Source organism: Dorea sp. Marseille-P4042 (genome assembly GCF_900290215.1).
GTDB classification, from domain to species: domain Bacteria; phylum Bacillota; class Clostridia; order Lachnospirales; family Lachnospiraceae; genus Dorea; species Dorea formicigenerans.
This window is the reverse complement of sequence record NZ_OLMI01000002.1, coordinates 1,395,328-1,413,675: the sequence shown is the minus strand read 5'-3', so window position 1 is coordinate 1,413,675 and position 18,348 is coordinate 1,395,328. Positions and strand designations below refer to the sequence as shown.

The following is an 18,348-nucleotide window of genomic DNA, read 5'->3' as shown; positions in this document are numbered from 1 at the left end:
AGATGAAAATGAGAAAACGGTTAATTGCAATTTCGTTAGTTCTTGTAATGACAGCGGGACTGGCAGCGTGTGGAAACAAGACAAATCAGAATGGTGAGCAGAATTTCTTCTTAAAACTGAGCCATTACCGTGCAGAAGGTTCCGTCGCAGATGTGGATATTAATAAATTTGCGGATGAAGTAAATGCAGCAGATGATTCTCTGGAAGTCTGGGTATACCCGGCAGCACAGCTTGGAGATTACACAACAGTACAAGAACTGGTAAGTATCGGAGATGTGGAAATGCAGTTTGCGACACTTGGAACAAGTGTGGATAAATATCTTGGAATCACAAGTGCACCGTATATTTGTTCCAACTGGGATGATGCTTATAAGATTTTTAATAGAGACAGTGAATTCACAGCTACGATCGCAGAGCATCTGGCAGATCAGAATATAAAGCTGCTATCCGTATATCCGCTTTATTTTGGAGGCGCTATCATGAATAAAGAAGTTGATGATCCGGCATCTATGAAAAATCAGGGAATCAAAGTTCGATGCCAGACAATGAAAGGACCTGAGCTTGTAACAACAATGCTTGGATATATTGCAACACCAATGGCGTTGAATGATTGTTTTACATCGTTGCAGACAGGTGTTATCGATGGAATGATTGGTTCTGGTGCTGAAGGCTATTATAGCAGTTACAGGGATGTGGCAAAGTATTATCTTCCGTATAATGACCATTTTGAAGTATGGTATCTCTACATTAATATGGATAAATGGAATGAAATGTCTAAAAAACAGCAGGAAGTATTACAGACAGCAGCAAATCATCTGGAAGACGAAAGATGGAAAGAAGCGCCGACCCAGACAGAAGAATATGAACAGAAGCTGGAAGATTATGGTGTTCAGATCATTAATTTTACAGATGAAGAGTTAGATGCTTTCTATGAGAGATGTCAGAAAGAAGTATGGCCGAAGCTGACAGAGCTTTATGGACAGGAAGCAGTTGATATGGTACAGAATCTTACAAAATAAAAATATTTTGGAACAGGAGGAGCGGACATGTTGGAATCCTTTCGAATCATTACAAATAATCCGGCGGTCGTAGAAAAAAATTATGCAGAAAATGAATATTATGATGTGGATGTTCTGAAATTATTTCAGATGGTTGCCGGTGAGACCGCCAAAGGTTACCGCCTGCTTAGCCACCCGCTGACAAGTAGTGTGCGGCCGGATATTACTCCGTATAAAACGGTTTTTTTATCAAAAAGCAGAGGCTGTGTGGATGCGGAATCCCAAATTTTGATTGAACAAGCCATTGCCTATGCGGAAAGATTGTATGAGATTCGGGAGATTCCAATTTATCAAAGGTGGGATGACAAAGCAAAAAATGATTTTCAGTTGATTGACTTGTCTATTACGGAACGGGCATTGGAAATCGCTGGAGCTTAAGAAAGAAGATTGGGAGGAAGCAATATGAAACTGACGTTGAATAAATTTTATGTCAAAGATATTCAGTTTGTAGATGAGAGCAGTTATAAAGACGGAGTACTCTATATATGTAAAAGAGAACTGGCAGAATATCTGATGGAAGACAGCAATATCGCAGCTGTGGATTTTGATATCGCAAGACCTGGAGAATCGGTAAGAATTATTCCGATTAAAGATGTAATCCAGCCGCGTTACAAACAAAGTGGAACTGGACAGGTATTTCCAGGATATGTTGGAAGTGTTGAGACTGTAGGCAATGGAGAAACAAATGTACTTGAAACTTGCTGTGTGGCAACTTCCGGACAGATTGTAGCATTCCAGGAAGGGATTATAGACATGTCCGGACCGGGAGCTGATTTTAACAGCTTTTCAAAAATGAACATTTTGGTGCCACTGATTACACCGGTACCAGATCTTCACAAACATGTACATGAGGCAACAGTACGAATTGCAGGACTTAAAACAGCAGCCTATATGGCAAAGCAGACATTAAATCTTGAACCAGATGAGACGGAAACATTTGAGCATGAGTCCATACTGGAAATGGGTGTAAAATATCCGAATCTTCCAAAGGTTGCCTATGTGGATATGGTTCAGTGCCAGGGGTTGATGCACGATACTTATGTTTATGGATTAAATGTAAAAGGCATTCTTTCGACCATGATTGATCCGCTTGAAATTCTAGACGGTGCAATTGTGAGTGGAAATTGTGCGGCACCGGGACATAAGAATGCAACAATCCATCATGAGAATAATCCGATTGTGTTAGATCTTCTTCGTAGACATGGAAAGGATATTTGTTTTGTAGGAGTGCTTTTGAGTAATGAAAGTGCAATGTTAAATGAAAAGAAGCGGGCAGCCTATTATACAAGTAATCTGTCAGAACTTCTGGGAGTAGATGGAGTTATTGTAAGTGAAGAAGGAGGAGGAAATCCAGAGACGGATTTGATGCTCAACTGCAAATTTCATGAACGCAAGGGAATTAAGACAGTTCTTGTTACAGATGAGTATTGCGGAAGAGATGGGTCTTCTCAGGGACTTGCGGATGTGACACCTGAAGCCGATGCAGTTGTAACGAATGGAAATGGTAATCAGTTTGTTACTTTGCCGAAGATGGATAAAGTAATAGGAAACCAGGAAAATGTAAGAATCATTACCGGTGGAAATTCTGAGAGTATCAATGCAGATGGAACAGTGTCAGTAGAAATCGCGGCAATTATGGGATCCTGTTGTGAAATGGGATATGAACATATGATGACAAAATTAAGATAGGAGGTGCGACATGAAGAAAATCGTTTATTATGTAAATCAATTTTACGGACAGATTGGTGGAGAAGAGGCGGCAGACCAGACGCCGATCGTAAAAGAAGGAAGTGTCGGACCAGCTGTTGTAATGCAGGAGGCACTGAAAGATATTGGCGAGGTTGTCGCAACAATCGTTTGTGGTGATAATTATTTCGCGGATCATCAGGATGAAGCTCTGGAAGAGATATTAAAAGTAGTAGAAGAAAAGACACCGGATCTGTTTGTTGCCGGTCCTGGATTTAATGCAGGCCGTTATGGGTTAGCGTGTGGAACAATTTGTGATGCAGTGGCTGCAAAATATAAAATTCCGGTACTTACCGGTCTTTATCCGGAAAACCCGGGAGCAGAAATGTTCCATAAGACAGTATATATAGTAGAAACTCCGATTTCGGCAGCAGGTATGAGAAAAGTTATTCCTGTTATGGTAAAGCTTGCGAGAAAGATGCTGACCGGTGAAGAAATTGGATTCCCAGAGGAAGAAGGATATATTCCTCGGGGCTTTCGAGTAAATGTTCACACAGAAAAGACAGGAGCAGTTCGTGCGGTAGATATGATGATTGCAAAACTGAAAGGTGAACCATTTACAACAGAGTTGCCGATGCCTGTATTTAATAAAGTACATCCGGCCCCGGCAGTGGCAGATTTAAAACATGCAAAGATTGCGCTTGTAACATCTGGAGGAATTGTGCCAAAGGGAAACCCGGACCATATTGCATCTGCAAACCCAGATAAGTTTGGAATATATGATATTGCGGAACTTACAGATCTTACCGGAGATAAGTTTATGACAGTTCATGGTGGTTATGATCCGGTATATGCAACGGAAGATCCGGACAGAGTTGTTCCGCTTGATGCACTTCGGGCTATTGAAAAAGAAGGCGGAATCGGCGAAGTATTTGGCAAATTGTATTCGACAGTAGGAAATACAACAGCAGTAAGTAGTGCCAAGAAATTTGCAGAGGAAATTGCGGCTGATATGAAAAAGAACGAGGTGTCAGCAGCAATCCTGACTTCCAATTGAGGAACCTGTACTCGTTGCGGTGCAACGATGGCGAAGACATTGGAGAGTCTTGGAATCCCAACGGCACATATTTGTTCAATTGTTCCAATTTCGGAAGCAGTAGGTGCAAACAGAATTATTCCGGCTACCGGAATTCCGTATCCGACTGGAAATCCAGAATTGCCGGCAGACGAAGAATTTACAGTAAGAAAGAAAATGGTTCAGAAAGCGCTTGATTCTCTGAAGACCACGATTGAAGAACAGACAGTGTTTGAGTAGGTGATTCGTATGATTAAAAAGACATTTTTCCCAATTGCATTTTTCTTTATTGCAATCTCGTGGATAGCGGCGGAAAAGAATATGGATATATGGTGGATTCCTGTTACAGCTGGAATCGGAATTGTATTCTTCCTGCTGGATCGGATTTTTAAACCATGGCAGGAAAGTAAAAATCGATAAATATTGATATAAAAACAAACCCTCAGAAGTAAAAGTTTAAACGCCCCCTTTTCCATTTTTATTTAAACTTTTAAACTGAGGGTTTGCATTTTAGGGGAAAATAGTGTACAATTGAAAATAATATGGAAAAATATGATTTTGCTCTTGACAATAAAAAGGGCTTTGTGCTATAGTAAAAAATGCGCTATTGTGGAAAGTTATGCCATGATATTGCACGAAAAACTGAGTCACAAAGCTCTTTTTCGTCGTTTTAGCGATAACAGGGCATTTTGCGGACCACAAAAAAAATAAGAGGAGAGTGAAACGTCAATATGGAAAAGAACAGAATTCGTCCCATGAAAAGCGGAAAAAGCTCACGAATGAGTTATTCCAGACAAAAAGAAGTTCTTCAGATGCCGAACCTGATTGAAGTGCAGAAGGATTCTTATGATTGGTTCCTTAAGTCAGGATTGAAGGAAGCATTTGAAGATATTTCCCCAATTACAGATTATAGCGGTAAATTAAGCCTGGAGCTTGTTGATTTCACACTGTGTGAAGATGATGTGAAATACAGCATTGATGAGTGTAGAGATCGTGATGCAACTTATGCAGCACCGCTGAAAGTCAGAGTAAGACTTCATAATAAGGAGACGGATGAGATTAACGAGCATGAGATCTTTATGGGAGATCTGCCGCTGATGACACGTACTGGTACATTTGTAATTAATGGTGCGGAGCGTGTAATCGTAAGTCAGCTGGTACGTTCCCCTGGTATTTATTATGCAATTGCACATGATAAGCTGGGTAAAAAGCTTTATTCCTCTACTGTCATTCCGAACCGTGGTGCATGGCTGGAGTATGAGACAGATTCCAATGACGTTTTTTATGTTAGAGTAGATAGAACAAGAAAGGTGCCGATCACAGTACTTATTCGTGCTCTTGGAATCGGTACAAATCCGGAGATCATTGAACTCTTTGGTGAAGAACCGAAGATTATGGCAAGTTTTGAGAAAGATGCTGCAACAAACTATCAGGAAGGACTTCTTGAATTATATAAGAAGATCCGTCCGGGTGAGCCACTTGCCGTTGACAGTGCAGAAAGTTTAATCACAAGTATGTTCTTCGACCCAAGACGTTATGATCTGGCGAAAGTAGGACGTTATAAATTCAATAAAAAGCTTCTTCTCAAGAACCGTATTTCAGGACATGTTCTTGCGGAGGATGCAGTAAGCCCGATTACAGGCGAGGTAATCGCTGAGGCTGGAACAAAGGTGACAAGAGAAATTGCAGATCGGATCCAGAACGGAGCTGTTCCGTATGTATGGATCGACAGACCGGAAGAAGAGAGAAATGTCAAAGTTCTTTCTAATATGATGGTAGATCTGAAGGAAGTTGTTGACATTGATCCGGAAGAGGTCGGTGTAACAGAACTTGTTTACTATCCGGTACTTGCAAATCTCCTTGAGGAAACAGCAGGAGATATCGATGAGCTGAAAGCGGCTATCAAGAGAGATATCCATGATCTGATTCCGAAGCATATTACAAAAGAAGATATCATGGCTTCTATTAACTACAATATGCATCTGGAGTATGGTCTTGGTAATGATGACGATATCGACCACTTGGGTAACAGACGTATCCGTGCGGTAGGAGAACTTCTTCAGAACCAGTACAGAATCGGTCTGTCCAGAATGGAAAGAGTCGTAAGAGAGAGAATGACAACTCAGGATCTGGAAGGAATTTCGCCACAGTCCCTGATCAACATAAAGCCAGTAACTGCAGCGGTAAAAGAATTCTTCGGATCTTCTCAGCTGTCACAGTTCATGGATCAGAACAACCCGCTTGGTGAGCTGACTCACAAGAGACGTCTGTCTGCCTTAGGACCTGGTGGTCTTTCAAGAGACCGTGCCGGATTCGAGGTTCGAGATGTACATTATTCCCACTATGGAAGAATGTGTCCTATCGAGACGCCTGAGGGACCTAACATCGGTCTGATCAACTCACTGGCAAGTTATGCAAGAATTAACGAGTATGGATTTATTGAAGCTCCATATCGTAAGATTGACCACTCCGATCCGGAGAATCCGCGTGTAACAGACGAAGTTGTTTATATGACAGCGGATGAAGAGGATAACTATCATGTAGCACAGGCCAACGAGACACTGGATGAGGAAGGACATTTTGTTCATAAGAACGTATCCGGTCGTTACCGTGAAGAGACTCAGGCTTATGAGAGAAAAGCATTTGACTATATGGACGTATCTCCTAAGATGGTATTCTCTGTTGCTACAGCTTTGATTCCATTCCTTCAGAATGACGATGCTAACCGTGCGCTGATGGGATCCAACATGCAGCGTCAGGCAGTACCGCTTCTTATGACAGAGGCACCGGTAGTCGGAACAGGTATGGAAGAAAAAGCTGCTGTTGACTCAGGAGTATGTGTAGTCGCTGAGGAAGCAGGAGTTGTTGAGCGTTCAACATCAGCAGAAATCCAGATCCGCCAGGATGATGGAAAACTGAAAAAATATAAACTTACAAAATTCCTTCGAAGCAACCAGAGCAACTGCTACAATCAAAGAGCAATTGTATTCAAGGGTGACAGAGTGGAGAAAGGCGATGTGATCGCTGACGGTCCGTCTACATCTAATGGTGAGCTTGCATTAGGAAAGAACCCGTTGATCGGATTCATGACCTGGGAAGGTTACAACTACGAGGATGCGGTTCTCTTAAGTGAGAGACTTGTTCAGGATGATGTATATACATCTATCCATATTGAGGAATATGAGGCAGAAGCCCGTGACACCAAGCTTGGACCAGAGGAAATCACTCGTGATATCCCGGGTGTCGGTGATGATGCGCTTAAGAATCTGGATGACAGAGGAATTATCCGCGTCGGTGCTGAGGTCCGTGCCGGAGATATTCTTGTTGGTAAAGTTACTCCTAAGGGAGAGACAGAGCTGACAGCCGAGGAGAGACTGCTTCGTGCAATCTTCGGTGAGAAAGCACGTGAGGTCAGAGATACATCTCTGAAAGTACCTCATGGTGAGTACGGTATCGTAGTAGATGCCAAGGTATTTACAAGAAGCAACGGCGACGAGATGTCACCGGGAGTGAACCAGTCTGTTCGTATCTATATCGCTCAAAAGAGAAAAATCTCTGTTGGTGATAAGATGGCCGGACGTCATGGTAACAAGGGTGTCGTTTCCCGTGTACTTCCAGTAGAAGATATGCCGTTCCTGCCAAATGGCCGTCCGCTTGATATCGTGTTGAACCCGCTGGGTGTGCCTTCACGTATGAATATCGGACAGGTCCTTGAGATTCACCTGTCTCTGGCAGCGAAAGCACTTGGATTCAACATTTCTACACCTGTATTTGATGGTGCGAACGAGATAGATATTATGGATACTCTTGATCTGGCAAATGACTATGTCAACTTAAGCTGGGAAGAGTTTGAAAAGAAACATAAAGAAGAGCTGCTTCCGGAAGTTCTGGATTATCTGTATGAGAACAGAGATCACAGAAAACTCTGGAAAGGTGTTCCGATTTCACGAGATGGTAAAGTTCGTCTTCGTGACGGAAGAACAGGAGAGTATTTTGACAGTCCGGTAACAATCGGACACATGCATTATCTGAAACTGCATCACCTGGTTGATGATAAGATTCATGCACGTTCAACAGGTCCTTACTCACTGGTAACACAGCAGCCATTAGGTGGTAAAGCACAGTTTGGTGGACAGCGTTTTGGAGAGATGGAGGTATGGGCTCTTGAGGCTTATGGCGCATCTTACACACTGCAGGAGATCCTGACTGTGAAGTCTGACGATGTAATCGGCCGTGTGAAGACATACGAGGCGATCATCAAGGGCGAGAACATTCCGGAACCAGGTATTCCGGAGTCATTCAAAGTACTTCTGAAAGAGCTTCAGTCTCTCGGACTGGATGTTCGTGTACTTCGTGATGACAATACAGAGGTGGAGATTATGGAAACTTCCGATATGGGAGAGACCAGCTTCCGCTCACTGATCGAAGGAGATGGAAAATATCGTCGTGATGAGGAAGACTTCGGCAAACACGGTTATACAACTCAGGAGTTCCAGGGAGAGGAACTTGTAAATGAGGAACTGGAAGAGGACGAAGACGATTACGATTCAGATTATGACGACGATAGTTTTGATGACTATGATGACATGTCAGATGATGAATAGAAAGGGGTGCCTGTATGCCAGAAAATAGTAAAGAACAATCATATCAGCCAATGACTTTTGATGCAATCAAAATCGGGTTGGCATCACCTGAAAAGATTCTGGAGTGGTCAAAAGGCGAAGTAACAAAGCCTGAGACTATTAACTATAGAACCTTAAAACCAGAGAGAGATGGTCTGTTCTGTGAAAGAATTTTTGGACCAAGCAAAGACTGGGAGTGTCACTGCGGTAAATACAAAAAAATCCGTTATAAAGGTGTTGTTTGTGACCGTTGTGGTGTAGAGGTTACTAAGGCAAGTGTACGTCGTGAACGTATGGGACATATTGCCCTGGCAGCCCCGGTATCTCATATCTGGTACTTTAAAGGAATCCCGAGCCGTATGGGATTGATCCTTGACTTATCTCCAAGAACACTGGAGAAAGTATTATATTTTGCTTCTTATATCGTACTTGATAAAGGCGAGACAGACCTGCAGTATAAGCAGGTTCTGTCTGAGCAGGAGTATCAGGAAGCAAGAGAATCCTGGGGAAAAGGTTTCCGTGTTGGAATGGGAGCTGAATCTATCTTAGAGCTTCTTCAGGCAATCGACCTTGAAAAAGAATACGAAGAGCTGACAGAAGGCCTCAAAGGCGCTACCGGACAGAAACGTGCAAGAATCGTAAAACGTCTGGAAGTTGTAGAAGCTTTCCGTGAGTCTGGAAACAAACCGGAATGGATGATCATGACAAATGTTCCGGTTATCCCGCCAGATCTTCGTCCAATGGTACAGCTTGATGGTGGACGTTTTGCAACATCTGACCTGAATGATCTGTACAGAAGAATTATCAATAGAAATAACCGTCTGAAACGCCTTCTTGAGTTAGGCGCTCCAGATATTATCGTAAGAAATGAAAAGAGAATGCTTCAGGAAGCGGTAGATGCCCTGATCGACAACGGCCGTCGCGGACGTCCGGTAACAGGACCTGGAAACCGTGCGCTGAAATCTCTGTCCGATATGCTGAAAGGTAAATCCGGACGTTTCCGTCAGAACCTGCTTGGTAAGCGTGTTGACTACTCTGGACGTTCCGTTATCGTCGTAGGACCGGAACTTAAGATTTATCAGTGTGGTCTGCCGAAAGAGATGGCAATTGAGCTGTTCAAGCCATTTGTTATGAAAGAGCTTGTTCAGAACGGAACTGCACACAACATTAAAAATGCTAAAAAGATGGTTGAGAGACTTCAGCCAGAGGTTTGGGACGTCCTTGAGGATGTCATCAAAGAGCATCCGGTTATGTTGAACCGTGCACCTACACTGCACAGACTTGGTATTCAGGCATTTGAGCCGATCCTTGTAGAAGGTAAGGCTATCAAGCTTCATCCACTTGTTTGTACAGCGTTTAACGCCGACTTCGATGGAGACCAGATGGCTGTCCATCTTCCGCTTTCCGTAGAAGCACAGGCTGAGTGTAGATTCTTACTGCTCTCACCAAACAACCTCCTGAAACCATCTGATGGTGGTCCGGTAGCCGTTCCTTCACAGGATATGGTACTTGGTATTTACTATCTGACTCAGGAAAGACCAGGTGCAGCAGGAGAAGGTAAGATCTTCAAGAGTGTAAATGAAGCAATCCTTGCTTATGAGAACCAGGCAATCACACTTCACTCTAAGATTAAAGTACGTGTGACAAAGACAATGCCAGGTGGAGAAGAATTGACAGGTATTGTAGAGTCTACACTTGGACGTTTCATTTTCAACGAGATCATCCCACAGGATCTTGGATTCGTTGATCGTGAAAAAGAGGAGAACAAACTCCTTCTGGAGATTGATTTCCACGTAGGAAAGAAACAGTTAAAGCAGATCCTTGAGAAAGTTATCAATACACACGGAGCAACTGCAACAGCAGAAGTTCTGGATGCTGTAAAAGCAATTGGATATAAATATTCTACAAGAGCTGCCATGACCGTATCTATTTCCGATATGACGGTACCTCCACAGAAACCACAGATGATCCAGCAGGCACAGGATACTGTAGACCGCATCACTAAGAACTTCAAACGTGGTCTCATCACAGAGGAGGAGCGTTACAAAGAAGTTGTAGAGACATGGAAGGCAACTGACGACAAACTGACAGAGGCACTGCTTTCTGGTCTTGATAAATACAATAACATCTTCATGATGGCTGATTCCGGAGCCCGTGGATCTGACAAACAGATTAAACAGCTTGCAGGTATGCGTGGATTGATGGCTGATACAACTGGTCATACAATCGAGCTGCCTATCACTTCAAACTTCCGTGAAGGACTTGACGTACTGGAGTATTTCATGTCTGCCCATGGAGCACGTAAAGGTATGTCTGATACAGCTCTTCGTACAGCCGATTCAGGATATCTGACAAGACGTCTTGTTGACGTATCTCAGGAGCTGATCATTCATGAAGTAGACTGTGCAAAGAAAGATGCACCGATTCCTGGAATCTTTGTAAAAGCATTCATGGATGGAAAAGAAGAAATCGAAAGTCTTCAGGAGCGTATTACAGGACGTTACCTGTGCTATGACATTGTAGATAAAGATGGCAATGTTCTTGTTAAGAAGAACCATATGGTAACACCAAAACGTGCAGAACTGATCTGCAAGAAGGGTGTAAATGAGAACGGAGAACCATTAACACAGATTAAGATCCGTACAATCCTTACATGTCGCTCACACAGTGGCGTATGTGCAAAATGTTATGGAGCCAACATGGCAACAGGTGAGCCGGTACAGGTTGGAGAGGCTGTCGGAATTATTGCTGCTCAGTCAATCGGAGAGCCTGGTACACAGCTTACAATGAGAACATTCCATAATGGTGGAGTTGCCGGTGGAGATATCACACAGGGACTTCCTCGTGTCGAGGAGCTTTTTGAGGCAAGAAAGCCTAAGGGACTTGCGATCATCACAGAGATTGCAGGAACTGCGAATTTGAACGACACGAAGAAAAAACGTGAGATTATCGTAACAAATCATGAGACAGGTGAATCAAAAGCATATCTGATTCCTTATGGATCACGTATTAAGGTAGCAGACGGAGCAGAACTTGAGGCCGGTGATGAGCTGACTGAAGGTAGTATCAATCCGCATGATATCTTAAGAATTAAAGGCATCCGTGCAGTTCAGGATTACATGATCCAGGAGGTACAGAGAGTTTACCGTCTGCAGGGTGTTGAGATCAACGATAAGCATATCGAGGTTATCGTTCGCCAGATGCTTAAGAAAATCCGTATCGAGGAGTCTGGAGATACAGAGTTCCTTCCGGGAACAAATGTAGACAGACTTGAGTTCGAGGATGTGAATGAGGTACTGGAGGCAGAAGGAAAAGAGCCTGCAATCGGAGAGCCGATCATCATGGGTATTACGAAGGCTTCTCTTGCAACCAATTCCTTCCTGTCAGCCGCTTCTTTCCAGGAGACAACAAAGGTTCTGACAGAGGCAGCAATCAAAGGAAAGATCGATCCACTGGTAGGTCTGAAAGAGAACGTAATCATCGGAAAACATATCCCGGCTGGTACAGGTATGAGAAAGTATCGTGATATCAGACTGAATAGTGAGTTATCTATGGATGACGATCTGTTCTTTGAAGAAGGATTAGATGATGATGACGATTTAGATATTCTGGATACAGATTTTTCAGATGACGATTTGTTAGAAGAAATTAAACTTACAACAGAAGAATAAGACTTGCGTAAGAGTTTTGAATGAAAGTACCGCCGCACGGATTTGTGCGGTGGTACTTTTTTTGTATAATAGGAAATTGCATTTCCTATTATACAAAAAGCCTCCGGCAGGATGCGCACTGCGGCGTATACTGAAGATGTCGCAAGCGACCACCGCAGGCGCTAGAATGTGCCCAGGCACATTCTTTGTTCTTGCCAAGCATATGACAAAAAGATACCTTGATAATACCTTTAGGCTGCCCTTGCTGGAGCAGCCTGAAGTGCAATTATGCACAAAAAAATAGGAATGAAGCGTGAAAGATTAATAGAAAACATAAAAAAGATAGTCAAGGCAAACTTTTTGATAAAACATTATTGACAATGATTATCATTAACAATATAATGAATGATGGAAATGATAATCAGTTTCAAATCGTGCGAGGTAATATATATATGAGCCAAGAAGAGAGATTTCAAGAAGTATTAAATCAATTAAAGAAAGCTGGCTATCGGATTACCGAACAGAGAAAGCTTCTTTTACACATTATATTGAATAATGAATACTCCTCTTGTAAGGAGATTTATTATGCAGCAAAGAAGCAGGACGACAAAGTCGGAATTGCAACTGTGTATCGTACTGTGCAACTGTTGGAAGATATGGAACTGATCCATAAAGAGATGGTTGTGAGAATTTAGCGAGAAGAAGGAGTGGATTATGATGCCGTTAACGATGTTAAATCCAGGCGAAAGTGCATCTATCGTCCGGGTAGGCGGAAATGAAGAAACAAAAAGATTCCTGGAGAATCTCGGATTCGTAGCTGGAAGTGAGGTGAAAGTTATTTCCAGTAACGAGGGTAACATAATTGCCCAGATCAAAGAATCACGAGTTGCAGTCAGCAAAGGAATTGCTAATAAAATAATGGTCTAGGAGGAACGGGAGAATGACTTTAAGAGATGTGAAAGTTGATCAGACAGTATCCGTAGTAAAGCTTCATGGAGAGGGAGCTACAAAAAGAAGAATTATGGATATGGGAATCACAAAAGGAACCAGCATTTATGTCCGTAAAGTAGCACCACTTGGTGATCCGGTGGAAGTTACTGTACGTGGATATGAATTGTCTCTGAGAAAAGCAGACGCAGAGATGATCGAAGTTAAATAACCAATTAGAGAGTAAAACAGGAGGATGTAAAAAAATGGGAGTGAAGATAGCACTTGCCGGAAACCCGAATAGTGGTAAGACAACACTTTTCAATGCTTTGACAGGTTCCAATCAGTTCGTTGGTAACTGGCCTGGAGTTACTGTTGAGAAAAAAGAAGGAAAATGGAAGGAAGACAAAGAAGTTGTAATTATGGACCTTCCAGGTATCTATTCTTTATCACCATATACATTGGAGGAAGTTGTAGCCAGAAATTATCTGATCACAGAGCGTCCGGATGCAATCCTGAATATCGTAGACGGAACAAACCTGGAGCGTAACTTATACCTTACAACTCAGTTACTTGAGCTTGGTATCCCGGTTGTTATGGCAATTAACATGATGGATATTGTACGCAAGAATGGTGATGAGATCAACACAAAGAAACTTGCTGAGAAACTTGGCTGCGAAGTTGTAACAATTTCTGCTCTGAAAGGTGATGGAATCAAAGATGCAGCTTCAAGAGCAGTAAAGCACGCCGGACAGAAAGCCGGACAGGAATCTGTGCATGAGTTCGCACCGGAAGTTGAGAACTACCTGAATGAGATTGAAGGCAGACTTGGATATGAAATTCCGGAAGAGCAGAAAAGATTTTACGCGATCAAATTATTTGAGCGTGACGATAAGATCAAAGACGCTATGAAAAATGCACCGGACGTTGAAGATATCATTGCTCGTGCAGAGAAAGAGATGGATGACGATGCAGAGAGTATCATCACAAATGAGAGATACAGTTTCATTGGTTCTATTATCGGAGACTGCTTAAAGAAGAATAAAACACAGGAACTGACAACATCTGATAAGATTGACCGTATCGTAACAAACAGATGGCTTGCACTTCCAATCTTTGCAGCAGTTATGTGGCTTGTATATTATGTGTCTGTAACAACAGTAGGTTCCATATTGACAGACTGGACAAATGATACATTGTTTGGTGAGTGGATTATTCCGGCAGCTCAGAGCTTCTTTGAAGGAATCGGATGTGCGGACTGGTTAACAGGTCTGATCGTAGACGGAGTTATCTCCGGAGTTGGTGCTGTACTTGGATTCGTACCTCAGATGCTTGTATTATTTCTTTTCCTTGCATTCCTTGAGTCTTGCGGATACATGGCACGTATCGCATTCATCATGGACCGTATTTTCCGTAAGTTCGGACTTTCCGGAAAATCATTTATCCCGATGCTGATCGGAACAGGTTGTGGAGTTCCTGGAGTTATGGCTTCCCGTACGATCGAGAATGACCGTGACCGTAAGATGACTGTTATGACAACAACATTTATCCCTTGCGGAGCGAAACTTCCAGTTATCGCCCTGATCGCCGGAGCACTTTTCGATGGTGCTTCATGGGTAGCACCAAGTGCTTACTTTGTTGGTATCGCAGCAATCATCTGCTCTGGTATCATCCTGAAAAAAACAAAGATGTTCGCAGGAGATCCGGCGCCATTTGTAATGGAGCTTCCTGCATACCATATGCCGACAGTTGGCAACGTTCTTAGAAGTATGTGGGAACGCGGCTGGTCATTTATCAAAAAAGCTGGTACAATTATTACATTATCAACAATCGTTGTTTGGTTCTTATTGAACTTCGGCTGGACAGATGCTGGATTCGGAATGCTGAACTTCGATGGACTTGAGGGAGCAGCCATGGAGGCAGCTCAGGCAGAGTGTGTCCTTGCTAAGATCGGTAACTTGATTGCATGGATCTTCGCACCTCTTGGATGGGGAAACTGGAAGATGGCAGTTGCTGCAATCACAGGACTGGTAGCAAAAGAAAATGTTGTAGGTACATTCGGACAGCTCTTCGGATTTGCAGAAGTTGCAGAAGACGGACAGGAAATCTGGGGAACACTTGCAAACAGCATGTCACAGATCGCAGCTTACTCATTCCTCGTATTCAATCTTCTGTGTGCACCTTGCTTCGCAGCAATGGGAGCTATTAAGAGAGAGATGAACAACGCAAAATGGTTCTGGTTCGCAATCGGATATCAGTGCTTACTTGCTTACCTCGTATCTCTTTGCATCTTCCAGTTTGGTACACTCTTCACAGGTGGCGGATTCGGTATCGGAACAGTAGCTGCAATCGTAATTCTGATCGGTTTCCTTTACATGCTGCTCCGTCCTTACAAAGAGAGTACATCACTTAAGGCTAAAACCGTTTCAAGTGTAAAAGCAGCATCAAAATAATGATTATAATGTCGAAAAGTCTTTCTTCACCTGTGCTTGCACAAAGGTGAAGAAATGACCTTGAGACATAACATAAATAAGCAGAAAGAAGGGGATTTTATGATGGCATTGGCAGCACAGACAAGTATTTTATCTACAATGATTGTAGCGCTTGTAATAATTGCGATTGTAGCATGGATTATAAGAGGCATGATACAAAAGAAGAAGAGAAGTGGTACATTTGTCGGATGTGATTGTGGGTGTGCCAATTGTCCACACTCCTGTCATAATCCAAAGAATAGTAATAGTCAGAGTGGCTGTGGCGGCTGTGGCGGGTGCTAGTCTGGAAAATGTATGACTTAGATTTAAGTCATATGATGTAAAATAATCTTATGTGTGAATAAATGTGTGAATAGACAGGGAAATCCTTGCAGATGAGTTTCATTTGCAGGGATTTTCTTTTGCGCTTTGCTCTTTTCAATGGGACACAAATAGGGTAAAATAAATGCTAGGTGAATATGATGAATAAGAAATCTTTATACAAATTAGAATACAATAAAATAATTGAAAAACTGACAGAGCACGCAGGTTCTTTTGGAGGCCAGGAGCGTTGCAGAAAATTAAAACCAAAGACGGAAATCTCTGAAATTGAGAGAATGCAGGAAGAAACGGCCGCAGCATTTACACGGATCGTAAAGAAAGGACGTCCATCTTTTGGAGGCTGTAGTCCGGTAAGTGAATCTATGATGCGTCTGGAAATCGGAGGAACACTTGGAAGTGGGGAGTTGCTTCGCATATGTAAGGTTCTGGAGACAGCAGGACATGTGAAGAATTACGGGCGCCATGACAATGCAGATGATATGCAGGATATATTGGACGGATACTTTGAACAGCTTGTTCCTGTATCTATTTTGTCCACGGAAATCCGCAGATGTATTCCGGCAGAAGATGAGATTAGTGATGATGCAAGTCCGGAGCTTAAGAGAATCCGTCGTGCTATGGGGCAGATTAATGATAAGGTTCATGCAACATTGTCTTCCATGGTGAATGGTTCACTCCGCACATATTTGCAGGATCCGATTATTACGATGCGTGGGGATCGTTACTGTATCCCGGTCAAGGCCGAATACCGTGGTCAGGTCCCGGGAATGATCCATGACCAGTCATCAACAGGTTCTACTTTATTTATCGAGCCGATGGCAGTTGTAAAGCTGAATAATGATCTGAAAGAATTATATGGAAAGGAACAGGAAGAAATTCAGGTCATTCTTGCCAGGTTGAGTGCAGACGCAGCAGAATATGTTTCTGAAATCCGTACGGACTATGCAACATTGACAGAGCTTGATTTTATATTTGCAAGAGGAGCTCTTGCATTGGATATGAATGCCAGCAAACCGATGTTCAACCAGGAGAGAAGGATCCGTATCCGGGAGGGAAGACATCCGTTATTAGATAAGAAGAAAGTCGTTCCGATCAGTCTGACACTGGGCGGGGATTTTGATCTTCTGATTGTGACAGGACCGAACACCGGTGGTAAGACTGTGTCACTTAAGACAGTTGGATTATTCCAGCTCATGGGACAGGCAGGTCTTCACATTCCGGCACTGGATCGTTCTGAACTGGGTGTATTCCGTGAAGTTTATGCAGATATCGGTGATGAGCAGAGTATTGAACAGAACTTAAGTACATTCTCATCACATATGACAAATGTAGTGTCATTTATCAAGCAGGTGGATGAAGATTCACTTGTGCTTTTTGACGAGCTTGGAGCTGGAACTGACCCGACTGAGGGTGCGGCACTGGCAACAGCAATATTGAATCATTTGCATTGTCAGGGAATCCGTACTATGGCGACTACGCATTACAGTGAATTAAAGGTTTATGCCTTGTCCACACCAGGGGTAGAAAATGCGAGCTGTGAGTTCGACGTGGAGACACTTCGCCCGACGTATCGACTGCTTCTTGGAATCCCAGGAAAGAGTAATGCATTTGCAATTGCAGGAAAACTGGGACTTCCGGACTATATTATCGAGGAAGCAAAGGCACATTTGACAGAGCAGGACGAATCTTTTGAGGACTTGCTGACAGATTTGGAGAGCAGCAGACGAACCATCGCGAAAGAACAGGAAGAGATTGCGGCTTACCGCCGTGAGCTGGAGGCTCTGAAGCAGGAGACGGCGCAGAAGAAAGAAAAGCTGGAAGAACAGCGTGACCGCATTTTACGAGAAGCAAATGAAAAAGCACATGCGATTCTGGCAGATGCCAAAGAGACAGCAGATGAGACAATGCGTAACTTTCATAAGTTTGGAAAGGCCAATGTTTCGGCAACGGAGATGGAAAAAGAGCGTGAGCGCCTGAGAAAGAAGATGGAGAAGACACGCGAGGGCATGACAGAGGAAGTGAAGAAGCCGAAGAAGCAGTATAAGCCATCTGATTTTAAATTAGGCGAGACAGTTAAAGTTCTGAGCATGAATCTGACCGGAACAGTGCATTCACTGCCAGATACAAAAGGCAACCTTATGGTTCAGATGGGAATTCTTAGCTCAAAAGTACACATTTCTGATCTGGAGATTGTTGATGAGAAGCCGGCATATCTGAAAAAGACTGCCTCAAGAACAAGCAAGGGTAAGGTGAAGATGGGCAAATCTTTGTCCGTAAGCCCGGAAATCAATCTGCTTGGAAAGACCGTTGACGAGGCGGTCGCAGAGCTGGATAAATATTTGGACGATGCGTCTCTGGCACATTTGACAAGTGTGCGCGTGGTACACGGAAAAGGAACCGGAGCTTTAAGAGCGGGCATCCACCAATATCTGAAACGTCAGAAGCATGTGAAATCTTACAGATTAGGAGCATTTGGCGAAGGAGATGCCGGAGTGACGATTATAGAATTAAAATAAT

13 protein-coding genes are annotated in these 18,348 nt (G+C 43.0%); all 13 read left to right on the top strand.

From position 1 onward, the window contains the following. Positions 1-2 precede the first annotated feature (2 nt). The 13 genes from dctP (at position 3) to C7E02_RS12490 (ending at position 18,347) form a co-directional block, all read left to right on the top strand. On the top strand, positions 3-1,019 hold the full coding sequence (dctP, locus tag C7E02_RS12545) for a TRAP transporter substrate-binding protein DctP (protein WP_105309719.1): 1,017 nt from the start codon (positions 3-5) through the stop codon (positions 1,017-1,019). 27 nt (positions 1,020-1,046) lie between these two features. Continuing rightward, positions 1,047-1,436 (top strand): GrdX family protein, encoded by a 390-nt coding sequence (locus C7E02_RS12540; RefSeq protein ID WP_105309718.1) that lies wholly within the window; start codon positions 1,047-1,049, stop codon positions 1,434-1,436. Positions 1,437-1,460: 24 nt separating this feature from the next. Further along, positions 1,461-2,747 carry a glycine/sarcosine/betaine reductase component B subunit gene (locus C7E02_RS12535; protein WP_105309717.1) on the top strand — a complete coding sequence of 429 codons (1,287 nt, stop codon included), beginning with the start codon at positions 1,461-1,463 and terminating at the stop codon, positions 2,745-2,747. A gap of 10 nt (positions 2,748-2,757) precedes the next feature. After that, on the top strand, positions 2,758-4,059 hold the full coding sequence (locus tag C7E02_RS12530) for a glycine/betaine/sarcosine/D-proline family reductase selenoprotein B (protein ID WP_105309716.1): 1,302 nt from the start codon (positions 2,758-2,760) through the stop codon (positions 4,057-4,059). Positions 4,060-4,068: 9 nt separating this feature from the next. Continuing rightward, entirely contained in the window at positions 4,069-4,239 is a 171-nt protein-coding gene (locus C7E02_RS19220; RefSeq protein ID WP_158683033.1) for a hypothetical protein, read from the top strand. 311 nt (positions 4,240-4,550) lie between these two features. Continuing rightward, the gene (gene rpoB / locus C7E02_RS12525) at positions 4,551-8,423 is read left to right on the top strand and encodes a DNA-directed RNA polymerase subunit beta (protein WP_005338542.1); all 3,873 of its coding nucleotides are present in this window, start codon (positions 4,551-4,553) and stop codon (positions 8,421-8,423) included. A 14-nt stretch (positions 8,424-8,437) separates the two neighbouring features. Beyond that, positions 8,438-12,112, top strand: a complete 3,675-nt coding sequence (gene rpoC, locus C7E02_RS12520; protein WP_022278959.1) for a DNA-directed RNA polymerase subunit beta' — start codon at positions 8,438-8,440, stop codon at positions 12,110-12,112. A gap of 431 nt (positions 12,113-12,543) precedes the next feature. After that, positions 12,544-12,786, top strand: coding sequence for a Fur family transcriptional regulator (locus C7E02_RS12515; RefSeq protein ID WP_005338537.1), 243 nt, complete (start codon positions 12,544-12,546; stop codon positions 12,784-12,786). A gap of 19 nt (positions 12,787-12,805) precedes the next feature. Further along, positions 12,806-13,018 (top strand): FeoA family protein, encoded by a 213-nt coding sequence (locus C7E02_RS12510; protein ID WP_005330360.1) that lies wholly within the window; start codon positions 12,806-12,808, stop codon positions 13,016-13,018. 13 nt (positions 13,019-13,031) lie between these two features. Beyond that, the gene (locus tag C7E02_RS12505) at positions 13,032-13,250 is read left to right on the top strand and encodes a FeoA family protein (RefSeq protein ID WP_005338535.1); all 219 of its coding nucleotides are present in this window, start codon (positions 13,032-13,034) and stop codon (positions 13,248-13,250) included. Between the two features lie 34 nt (positions 13,251-13,284). Beyond that, the gene (gene feoB / locus C7E02_RS12500) at positions 13,285-15,471 is read left to right on the top strand and encodes a ferrous iron transport protein B (RefSeq protein WP_105309715.1); all 2,187 of its coding nucleotides are present in this window, start codon (positions 13,285-13,287) and stop codon (positions 15,469-15,471) included. A gap of 99 nt (positions 15,472-15,570) precedes the next feature. Then, entirely contained in the window at positions 15,571-15,792 is a 222-nt protein-coding gene (locus tag C7E02_RS12495; RefSeq protein WP_105309714.1) for a FeoB-associated Cys-rich membrane protein, read from the top strand. A gap of 179 nt (positions 15,793-15,971) precedes the next feature. Then, positions 15,972-18,347, top strand: a complete 2,376-nt coding sequence (locus tag C7E02_RS12490) for an endonuclease MutS2 (RefSeq protein WP_105309713.1) — start codon at positions 15,972-15,974, stop codon at positions 18,345-18,347. The last annotated feature ends 1 nt before the right edge of the window (position 18,348 follow it).

What these genes read in the sequence shown, in the direction of transcription:
- C7E02_RS12490 (WP_105309713.1), top strand. Translation starts at nt 15,972, where the DNA reads ATGAATAAGAAATCTTTATACAAATTAGAATACAATAAAATAATTGAA.
- C7E02_RS12540 (WP_105309718.1), top strand. Translation starts at nt 1,047, where the DNA reads ATGTTGGAATCCTTTCGAATCATTACAAATAATCCGGCGGTCGTAGAA.
- C7E02_RS12505 (WP_005338535.1), top strand. Translation starts at nt 13,032, where the DNA reads ATGACTTTAAGAGATGTGAAAGTTGATCAGACAGTATCCGTAGTAAAG.
- C7E02_RS12515 (WP_005338537.1), top strand. Translation starts at nt 12,544, where the DNA reads ATGAGCCAAGAAGAGAGATTTCAAGAAGTATTAAATCAATTAAAGAAA.
- C7E02_RS12510 (WP_005330360.1), top strand. Translation starts at nt 12,806, where the DNA reads ATGATGCCGTTAACGATGTTAAATCCAGGCGAAAGTGCATCTATCGTC.
- C7E02_RS19220 (WP_158683033.1), top strand. Translation starts at nt 4,069, where the DNA reads ATGATTAAAAAGACATTTTTCCCAATTGCATTTTTCTTTATTGCAATC.
- C7E02_RS12495 (WP_105309714.1), top strand. Translation starts at nt 15,571, where the DNA reads ATGATGGCATTGGCAGCACAGACAAGTATTTTATCTACAATGATTGTA.
- rpoC (WP_022278959.1), top strand. Translation starts at nt 8,438, where the DNA reads ATGCCAGAAAATAGTAAAGAACAATCATATCAGCCAATGACTTTTGAT.
- dctP (WP_105309719.1), top strand. Translation starts at nt 3, where the DNA reads ATGAAAATGAGAAAACGGTTAATTGCAATTTCGTTAGTTCTTGTAATG.
- feoB (WP_105309715.1), top strand. Translation starts at nt 13,285, where the DNA reads ATGGGAGTGAAGATAGCACTTGCCGGAAACCCGAATAGTGGTAAGACA.
- rpoB (WP_005338542.1), top strand. Translation starts at nt 4,551, where the DNA reads ATGGAAAAGAACAGAATTCGTCCCATGAAAAGCGGAAAAAGCTCACGA.
- C7E02_RS12535 (WP_105309717.1), top strand. Translation starts at nt 1,461, where the DNA reads ATGAAACTGACGTTGAATAAATTTTATGTCAAAGATATTCAGTTTGTA.